Annotated in this window: 11 protein-coding genes; 6 read left to right on the top strand and 5 right to left on the bottom strand. The window is 67.5% G+C overall.

Translation table 11 applies throughout. The features are described from left to right. Both V7702_RS15820 and groES read right to left on the bottom strand, forming a co-directional pair. Positions 1 to 621 (bottom strand): TCP-1/cpn60 chaperonin family protein (locus V7702_RS15820; RefSeq protein WP_335651042.1); only part of this gene is annotated, 621 nt, incomplete at its 3' end. Between the two features lie 118 nt (positions 622 to 739). Further along, complete coding sequence (gene groES / locus V7702_RS15815) at positions 740 to 1,027, bottom strand: co-chaperone GroES (RefSeq protein ID WP_293321778.1); 288 nt, start codon at positions 1,025 to 1,027, stop codon at positions 740 to 742. Positions 1,028 to 1,629: 602 nt separating this feature from the next. Between groES and V7702_RS15810 the strand changes: the two genes are divergently transcribed. The 5 genes from V7702_RS15810 to V7702_RS15790 all read left to right on the top strand — a co-directional run bounded on the left by V7702_RS15810 (position 1,630) and on the right by V7702_RS15790 (position 5,760). After that, positions 1,630 to 2,949 carry an acyl-CoA dehydrogenase family protein gene (locus V7702_RS15810; protein WP_335651041.1) on the top strand — a complete coding sequence of 440 codons (1,320 nt, stop codon included), beginning with the start codon at positions 1,630 to 1,632 and terminating at the stop codon, positions 2,947 to 2,949. Between the two features lie 114 nt (positions 2,950 to 3,063). Further along, positions 3,064 to 3,588 (top strand): GNAT family N-acetyltransferase, encoded by a 525-nt coding sequence (locus tag V7702_RS15805; RefSeq protein WP_335651040.1) that lies wholly within the window; start codon positions 3,064 to 3,066, stop codon positions 3,586 to 3,588. Between the two features lie 108 nt (positions 3,589 to 3,696). Continuing rightward, the gene (locus tag V7702_RS15800) at positions 3,697 to 4,458 is read left to right on the top strand and encodes a sulfite exporter TauE/SafE family protein (protein WP_335651039.1); all 762 of its coding nucleotides are present in this window, start codon (positions 3,697 to 3,699) and stop codon (positions 4,456 to 4,458) included. 151 nt (positions 4,459 to 4,609) lie between these two features. After that, complete coding sequence (locus V7702_RS15795) at positions 4,610 to 5,194, top strand: GNAT family N-acetyltransferase (RefSeq protein WP_335651038.1); 585 nt, start codon at positions 4,610 to 4,612, stop codon at positions 5,192 to 5,194. Next, the gene (locus tag V7702_RS15790; RefSeq protein WP_335651037.1) at positions 5,191 to 5,760 is read left to right on the top strand and encodes an NUDIX hydrolase; all 570 of its coding nucleotides are present in this window, start codon (positions 5,191 to 5,193) and stop codon (positions 5,758 to 5,760) included. Before V7702_RS15795 ends, V7702_RS15790 begins: the two co-directional genes overlap by 4 nt. A gap of 83 nt (positions 5,761 to 5,843) precedes the next feature. Here V7702_RS15790 and V7702_RS15785 read toward each other — a convergent pair whose 3' ends face one another. From V7702_RS15785 to tadA, 3 genes are all read right to left on the bottom strand, one after another. Continuing rightward, positions 5,844 to 6,719, bottom strand: coding sequence for an SDR family NAD(P)-dependent oxidoreductase (locus V7702_RS15785; protein WP_335651036.1), 876 nt, complete (start codon positions 6,717 to 6,719; stop codon positions 5,844 to 5,846). Positions 6,720 to 6,789: 70 nt separating this feature from the next. Continuing rightward, positions 6,790 to 7,224, bottom strand: coding sequence for a DUF6265 family protein (locus V7702_RS15780; protein ID WP_335651035.1), 435 nt, complete (start codon positions 7,222 to 7,224; stop codon positions 6,790 to 6,792). Continuing rightward, positions 7,221 to 7,673 carry a tRNA adenosine(34) deaminase TadA gene (tadA, locus tag V7702_RS15775; RefSeq protein ID WP_335651043.1) on the bottom strand — a complete coding sequence of 151 codons (453 nt, stop codon included), beginning with the start codon at positions 7,671 to 7,673 and terminating at the stop codon, positions 7,221 to 7,223. The genes V7702_RS15780 and tadA overlap by 4 nt, the downstream gene beginning before the upstream one ends. Positions 7,674 to 7,685: 12 nt before the next feature. On the opposite strand from tadA, the gene V7702_RS15770 reads away from it, so the two are divergent. Continuing rightward, a partial coding sequence (locus V7702_RS15770) for a pseudouridine synthase (RefSeq protein ID WP_335651034.1) occupies positions 7,686 to 8,356 on the top strand: 671 nt, incomplete at its 3' end.

Below are 8,356 nucleotides of genomic sequence, written 5' to 3'. Positions count from 1 at the left end.
GTTGGTGATGAAGTAGGGCGACAGGTAGCCGCGGTCGAACTGCATGCCTTCGACGACGTCGAGTTCGGTCTCGGCGGTCTTGGCTTCTTCAACCGTGATGACGCCTTCGTTGCCGACCTTGTCCATGGCCCGGGCGATCATCTCGCCGACCTCGGTGTCGCCGTTCGCCGAGATGGTGCCGACCTGGGCGATCTCGGAGTTGGCCGAGACCTTCTTGGCGTTGGACTTGATCTCGTCGATGACCTTGGTGACGGCCTTGTCGATGCCGCGCTTCAGGTCCATCGGGTTCATGCCGGCGGCCACCGACTTCAGGCCTTCGACCACGATGGCCTGGGCCAGAACGGTCGCGGTCGTCGTGCCGTCGCCGGCCTTGTCGTTGGTCTTGGAGGCGACTTCGCGGATCAGCTGGGCGCCGAGGTTCTCGAAGCGGTCAGCCAGTTCGATTTCCTTGGCCACCGACACGCCGTCCTTGGTCGAGCGCGGGGCGCCGAAGGACTTCTCGATGACCACGTTGCGGCCCTTGGGGCCCAGGGTCACCTTCACGGCGTTGGCGAGGGTGTTGACGCCGCGGAGCATGCGGTCGCGGGCGTCAGCGGAGAAATAGACGTCTTTCGCAGCCATTTCTTCTTCTACTTTCCTTGGAGGCGAAGGGCAGCGTCGGGATCATCCCGGATCGCGCGCCTTGGCCGTATGTCTTCACCCGCCTTGCGGCGGGCCAGGTCGGCGAGGGGCCGGGGTCTTAGTCGAGGACGCCCAGGACGTCGCTTTCCTTCATGATCAGCAGGTCTTCACCTTCGAGCTTGATCTCGGTGCCGGACCACTTGCCGAACAGGATGCGATCGCCGGTCTTGACGTCCAGGGGCTGAACCTTGCCGCTTTCATCACGGGCGCCGGGGCCCACGGCGATGATCTCGCCTTCCTGCGGCTTCTCTTTCACCGTGTCGGGGATGATGATCCCGCCCTTGGTCTTTTGTTCTTCCTCGACACGCCGGACGAGGACGCGGTCTCCCAAAGGACGAAACGCCATGTTGGTCTTGCTCCATTCGGAACTATTGCGAATTGCGATGAGGCTAGCCCCCGCGGTCGGCGCACATTAGCAGCCGCCGACCCTGAGTGCTAACGCGGCCTGGAATTAGGTAGGACGGGCCCGGGAGTCAAGCTCAGCCATGCAGGTTCGGCGGGCGTTCAGCCGGCCTCATGACGCCTTCAGGAAATATGTCGGAAGCTTAACTGGATGGTGGCCCTGCCCGTGCCTATCTGGGGGCCATGGTCAAGCTCTTCAAACTCCTCCCGGCCCTCATGGCCCTGGCAGGCGTCCTCAGCCTCTTCCTGCTGACGCGGCCGGCAAGCCTTTAGGGACGCCGCCTCTCGGGGACGCTGCCAGGGTCCCGCGGTCCTGAGGCTGCGGCTCGACGAACCGAGTCTCCAGGGCGAATCTTCGAAAAATGATCCTGTGGCCGGCCTCAAACAAATGTTTGAACGACCGTCGCGTCCCGGAGACGAACAGGTGTTTGATTTTCGGCCGATCTGCGCCAATGGTGGACAGCAGAACGATCCGGGCGCGCCTTGGCCTTAAAGGGCTGGCTCCCGGCGCCCCGCTTCAACGCCCATGTCCCCGGGAGGACCACCATGAACATCGCTGCTGAAAAAGCCCAATCCAGCTTCGCGCTGAACCCGCAGGACGCGCTCAATGACCTCCGCATCTCCGACAAGGCGGTGCCGCTGCTGAACCATGTGAAGAAGTTCATCGCCGAGGTGGTCCAACCCATGTCTGTGGAATTCCACCGCCTGGGCGAGGGCAAGACCGACATCTGGTCCTATGCGCCGGGCCAGCTGGAAGTCCTCGAAGCGGCCAAGGACAAGGCCAAGGCCGAGGGCCTGTGGAACTTCTTCCTGCCCAACGCCGAGACCGGCGAAGGCCTGTCCAACCTCGACTACGCCTATATCGCCGTCGAGCTTGGCAAGAACCCGATGGCCTCGGAAACCATGAACTGCGCCGCGCCCGACACCGGCAACATGGAGGTGCTCGAACGCGTCGGCACGCCCGAGCAGAAGGAAAAGTGGCTGAAGCCGCTGCTGGAAGGCAAGATCCGCTCGGCCTTCGCCATGACCGAGCCGGATATGGCCTCCTCCGACGCCAAGAACATCCGCATGCGCGCCACGCTCGTCGGCGACGAGTACGTGATCAACGGCGAGAAGCACTACATCTCCGGCGCCGGCGATCCGCGCTGCAAGGTGATGATCACCATGGTGCAAACCAGCCCGGAGGGCCCGCCGCACCTGCGCCAGTCGCAGATCCTGGTGCCCATGGACACCCCAGGCGTCCAGGTGGTCGGGCCGATGAACGTCTTTGGCGATCCCGATGCCCCGCACGGCCACATGCACATCGTGTTCGACAATGTCCGGGTGCCGGCCTCGAACATGCTGCTGGGCGAAGGCCGCGGCTTCGAGATCAGCCAGCTGCGTCTGGGTCCCGGCCGGATTCACCACTGCATGCGCGCCATCGGCCAGGCCGAGAAGGCGCTGGACCTGATGGTCACCCGCGGCCTGACCCGCGAGGCCTTCGGCAAGCCGATCATCCAGCTGGGCGGCAATGTCGAGATCGTCAGCCGCGCCCGCATCGAGATCGAGGCCATGCGCCTGATGGTGCTCAAGGCCGCCAAGGCCATGGACGTCCTCGATCGTCAGGAAGCCCGCATCTGGATCCACATGGTCAAGGCCATGGTGCCTGAGCGGGTCTGCCAGATCATCGACCAGGCCATCCAGATGTACGGCGCCACCGGCGTCTCGCAGAAGACGCCCCTGGCGCGGATGTACACCTCCACCCGCACCCTGCGCCTGGCCGACGGCCCGGACGAGGTCCACCACATGGTGGTCGGCCGCAACGAGCTGCGCCAGTACCGCGAAATGCCCCAGGACGCCTCCACGGCGGCGGTGTTCCGCAACTAGGACCAGAGTCCATTCCCGTGTGCGAGAGACCCCGGCGCAGGCGTCGGGGTCTTTTGCATTCGAGGGTTTGCGCCCCGGCTGGCGGCGCCGCTTGGCTGGGTGTATGGCCAAGCCATGAGCCCCGACACGCGCCTCGATGTTCTGACCGCCGAACAGGCGCGGCCGCATCTGCCGGCCTTGGGCGAACTGCTGGCCGCCTGCGTGGCGCAGGGCGCTTCAGTCTCCTTCCTGGCGGGCCTCGAGGCCCCACGCGCCACGGACTGGTGGGCCGGCCAACTGGACGCGGATGACGGCCGCCGGCTGATCACGGCCTTCGACCGCCAGGGCCTTTGCGGCGTCGTCCAGGTGATCCCCGCCGGGCCGGAGAACCAGCCCCATCGCGCGGACGTGGCCAAGATGCTGGTCCTGCCCCGCGCCCGGCGCACGGGCCTGGGCGCCGCCCTGCTGGAGGGCGCCGAAGCGGCCGCCCGCCAGATGGGCCTGACCCTGCTGGTGTTCGACACCGTCACCGGCGGCGACGCCGAGCGCCTCTATGCCCGCGCTGGCTGGAGCCGCGTCGGCGTTATTCCCGACTTCGCCCTTTCGACAGACGGCCGGCCCGAGGCCACCACCGTCTTCTACAAGGCGCTCGCCCGATGAGGCTTGCAGCGCCTGCTCCGTCCCGCGCGCGACGCGCTGCGGACCGTTTCCCGGCGGCGGCCTGTGCCCGCCGTTCGGGGCCGGCCGCTCAACTGGAGGCTACCTCACGTGACCCTTCCCATTGTGATCTTCATCCTGGCGTCCGCCTTTGCGACCGCCACCCTGTCCGGCGTCTTCGGCATGGCCGGCGGCCTGGTGCTGATGGGCGCCCTGGCGCTCGTCCTGCCGGTGTCGGCGGCCTTCGTCACCCACGGCGTGCTGCAACTGGTCGCCAATGGCTGGCGGGCGGCCCTGCATAGACGGCATGTCCGCTGGGACATTGTCGGCTGGTATGCGCTGGCTTCCCTGATCGCCGGGGTTCTGGTCTCGCTGGCGGCGTTCACGCCGTCCAAGCCCTTCCTGTTCCTGATGCTGGGGCTGGTCCCCTGGCTCACCTGGCTGCCGCAAGGCTGGCTGAAGCTGGACGCCGCCCGGCCGGCCCAGGCCTTCGCCTCCGGCTTCCTGGTCACCAGCCTTAATCTGATGGCCGGCGTCGCCGGGCCTCTGCTGGACATTTTCTTCGTCCGCACCGAACTGACCCGCCACGCCATCGTCGCCACCAAGGCGGCCACCCAGGTCTTCGCCCACCTGGCCAAGATCATCGTCTATGGGGCGCCGCTGCTCATGGCCGGCGGGAGCCCCGGGGCCGCCGACATGCCGCCGCTCTGGCTGTTCGCCCTGGCCGTTCCGCTGTCCATGGCCGGCACCTGGTGCGGCGGCCTGATCCTGGAGAAGATGAGCGACGTCAACTTCAAGCGCTGGACCCGCTGGATCGTGACGGGCGTCGGCGTCCTCTACCTGATCCAGGCCGCGCAGCTGCTGGTCGCCTGAAAGTAAAAAAAGAGCCGCGTCCAAGAAGGGCGCGGCTCGAAAGGTATAGGGAGGAAACGCCCAAAAGGGCCAGGCTGAGATAATCCCCCCATGGCCAAAGGCAAGGGGGTCGGTGAAAGATTCTTCGCGTCGTTGCGTCACAGGGGGTGAAATGCAACTGGAAGCCCGGATTTTGCACAATCGCCATGTTCGGCTGGAGCCGTTGGCCGAACGCCATCGCGCCGATCTGCAGGCCGCCTGCGCCGCCGACCTGCCTGTGTGGCGCGATCTCTATCCCCACTCCATGGCGCCGGAGCATTTCGACGCCGGCTGGGTCCGGATGATGACCCAGGCCGCTGAGGGGAGCTGGATCCCCTTTGCCGTCCTCGCCCAAGACGCCTGCGTCGGCATGACCAGCTATATCGGGCCCGATCCCGTCAACGCCTCGGTCGAGATCGGCGGCACCTATTACCATCCAGATCATCGCGGCGGGGCCGTGAATCCGGCGGCCAAGCGGCTGATGCTGGAGCACGCCTTCGCGGCCGGCGCCCGGCGGGTGCAGCTGAACGTCGACGCCATCAACCATCGCTCCCGGGCCGCCGTGCTGAAGCTGGGCGCGGCGCAGGAGGGCATCCTGCGCCAGCACCGCGTCGTCTGGACCGGCCGCATCCGCGACACGGTGGTCTTCTCGATCCTGGCCGAGGAGTGGCCAGCGATCCGGGCGCGGCTGGACGCGCGGCTGGCGGGGCTTCCATGACTCCGGAGGATGAGGCCGCTCGCCTCGAAGAACGGCTCAATGCCGAAGCGCCGCTCATCGATCGGGAGGTCCAATGGCCGGGGCTAAGGCTTCGCCAGCGGACCTATCTTGCAGGCCCGGCTCTGCCCGACGTTCTGATCACCTCGATCAGGGCGGTGGTCTTCCGCAGGGGCCGGGTGGTCGTCATCCGCGAGCGGACGGGCCCGCCTCATGTGACGCCGGGCGGACGCCGCCAGGTCGGCGAGGCGCTGGAAACCACCCTTCGTCGCGAACTGCGGGAAGAGTGCGGCTGGTCGGTTGGCGAACTCCGGCCCTTGGCCTTCCACCACTTCTACTATCTCGGCGAGAAGCCTCCGGGGTTCGCGTATCCCTGGCGGCCCTTCGTGCAGCCGATCTTCGTCGTAGAGGCGCTGGCCTATGATCGCACCTGCCTGAAGCGGGGCGACGAAATCGAGACGGGATCGAGCCTGATGTCGGTCAGGCGCGCGCTGAATACGGTCTCAGGGGATCAGCAGACGATCCTTCAGGCGGCCTTAGACCTCCACCGCCGTCACCCTCCGGCTTGACCGGAGGGGCCATGCACACTGGATCCCGGTGTTCATGGATGGTCGGGTCAAGCCCGACCATGACGGGACGCGGGGAGCCGAGCCTAAGCGCTGGCGGCGGTGCGCTCAGCTGCGGCCGGGAAGAAGACCTCCTCGGCGTGCTTGGCCACGTCCTGGGCAGTGTAGGGCTTGCCCGGATTGAAGCCGTCGGTCTGGACCATCTTGATTTCGCGCACGCCGCGGGACGAGACGCCCAGCACCTTGCCCGAATGGTCGGCGGCCAGATCCGACACCATGTAGAGCACGCCGGGCGCGATGTTTTCCGGCAGGCTCATGGCGTCAGGCTCCTTGCCCTGGCGGCCCGGCAGGTCGGCGGTCATGCGGGTGAAGGCGCCCGGCGCCAGGCCCATGACGCGGATGCCGTACTTGCGGCCCTCGATGGAGAGCACGCGCATCAGGCCGTAGATACCGGCCTTGGCCGCCCCGTAATTGGCCTGGCCGAAATTGCCGTAGAGGCCTGAGGTGGAAGAGGTCAGCACCATGACGCCGGGATGGCCGTTGTCCTTCATCCACTTCCAGACCGGCCAGGCGCAGCAATAGGTGCCCTTCAGGTGCACCTTGACCACCAGGTCCCAGTCGGCCTCGGAGGTGTTGGCGAAGGTCTTGTCCCGCAGGATGCCGGCGTTGCAGACCAGGATGTCGATCTTGCCGTAGGTATCGAGCGCGGTCTTGAGGATGTTCTCGCCGCCCTCAACGGTGGAGACATCGTCGCCATTGGCCACGGCCTTGCCGCCGGCCGCCTCGATCTCGTCCACCACCTTCTGGGCGGCGCTGCGGTCGGCGCCGGACCCGTCGCGGGTTCCACCCAGGTCGTTGACCACCACCGATGCGCCTTCCTTGGCGAACAGCTTGGCGTAGGCCTCCCCCAGGCCGCCGCCGGCCCCGGTCACGATGGCTACTTTTCCGTCGAGCAATCCCATGGTCGTCTCCCAAATGTTCGAATTCTTATGGGCGCCATCATCCCGCCCTTGCGGGGCGGAAGGCAAGACATCAGGGGAGGCGGATGTAGCGCCACTCCACCTGCCGCGTTTCGCCCTCGATCGCGCCTTCGATCCGCGCGCACAGATCAGCCCCGCAACGGCGATAGATCACCCGCTGAGGAAAATCGTGCTCGGGGTTCTCGAAGACCGCCTCGCCGACGGCGCTCGGGCGCAACAGGAAGACCGTCGGCGCCTGTCCCGGCGGATAGGCGGTGAAGGCCGCCCCCTGCGGCGTTATGGTGATGGTCATGTGCTCGATGGACGGTGTCCGACCGGGGCGGTTGGTCTGGCTGGCGCCGGCCATGGCCCCATCCAGGGGCGGAAGCCAGGTTTCGCGCACGGTCGTCTCGCCGCGGGTCTGGGCCCAGCTTCCGGCCATCCAGTCCAGAGCCTCAACCTGCGCGGTCGGATCAACGAGGGCGGCGGCGAAAAGGATGGCGATCATGCAGGCGCTCCCTTGGCTCGGCGGGCCCGGAAGAAGCCGCGCAGCAGGTCGGCGGACTCTTCGGCCAGGACCCCGCCGATGACCTCGGGGCGCCAGTGGCAGGTGGGTTGCTCGAAGAATTTCGGGCCATGGACCACCGCCCCGCCCTTGGCGTCCTCGGCGCCGAACACCACCCGGCCGATCCGGGCGTGGCTGATGGCCCCGGCGCACATGGCGCAAGGCTCCAGCGTCACCACCAGAGTCAGGCCGGTGAGCCGGTAATTGCCCAGCTTGCGGGCGGCCTCGCGCAGGGCGACGATCTCGGCGTGGGCGGTGGGATCATGGCCGCCGATGGGGCCATTGGCGCCGATGGCGATCACCTCGCCGTTGGCCGGATCGACCACACAGGCGCCCACAGGGGTTTCCCCGCGTGCGGCGGCGTCTTGCGCGGCGCGCAGGGCGATGCGCATGGTGCGGTGATCATGGTCCACGAACGGCAACGAACTCCCCGCCCCCCTTCCGGTCAAGCCCCAGACGCCCACGACCCCTCCGCGCCCGACGGGGCCGAGGGCGGCGGCGAGCGGGTGGCCAAGGCCCTGGCCCGCGCCGGCGTCGCCTCCCGCCGGGAGGTGGAGCGCCTGATCGAGGCCGGCCGGGTGGCCCTGAACGGCCAGGTGCTGACCACGCCGGCAGTCAAGGTCGAGGCCGACGACATCCTCACCGTGGATGGCGAGGTGGTGGACGACCGCGAGCCGGCCCGCCTCTTCCGCTATCATAAGCCCGCCGGCCTGGTGACCACCCATTCCGATCCGGCCGGCCGATCCACCGTCTTCGAGACCCTGCCGGCCGGGCTGCCGCGGCTGATCTCGGTCGGCCGTCTGGACCTGAACACCGAAGGCCTGCTGCTGCTGACCAATGACGGGGCGCTGGCTCGCGCCCTGGAGCTGCCGTCCACCGGCCTGCAGCGCCGCTATCGCGCCCGGGCGCATGGCCGCATCACCCAGGACAAGCTGGACGCCCTGAAGGATGGCGTCACCGTCGAAGGCGTCCGCTACGGACCTATCGAGGCGCGGATCGACAAGGCCCGCGAAGGCGCCCAAGGGGCCAATGTCTGGATCAGCCTGACCCTGACCGAGGGCAAGAACCGCGAGGT

This window comes from Phenylobacterium sp. (assembly GCF_036963605.1).
In the GTDB taxonomy this organism is placed as follows: Bacteria; Pseudomonadota; Alphaproteobacteria; order Caulobacterales; family Caulobacteraceae; genus Phenylobacterium.
Note: the sequence above shows the minus strand (reverse complement) of the source record. Positions and strands in the feature narration are given on the sequence as shown.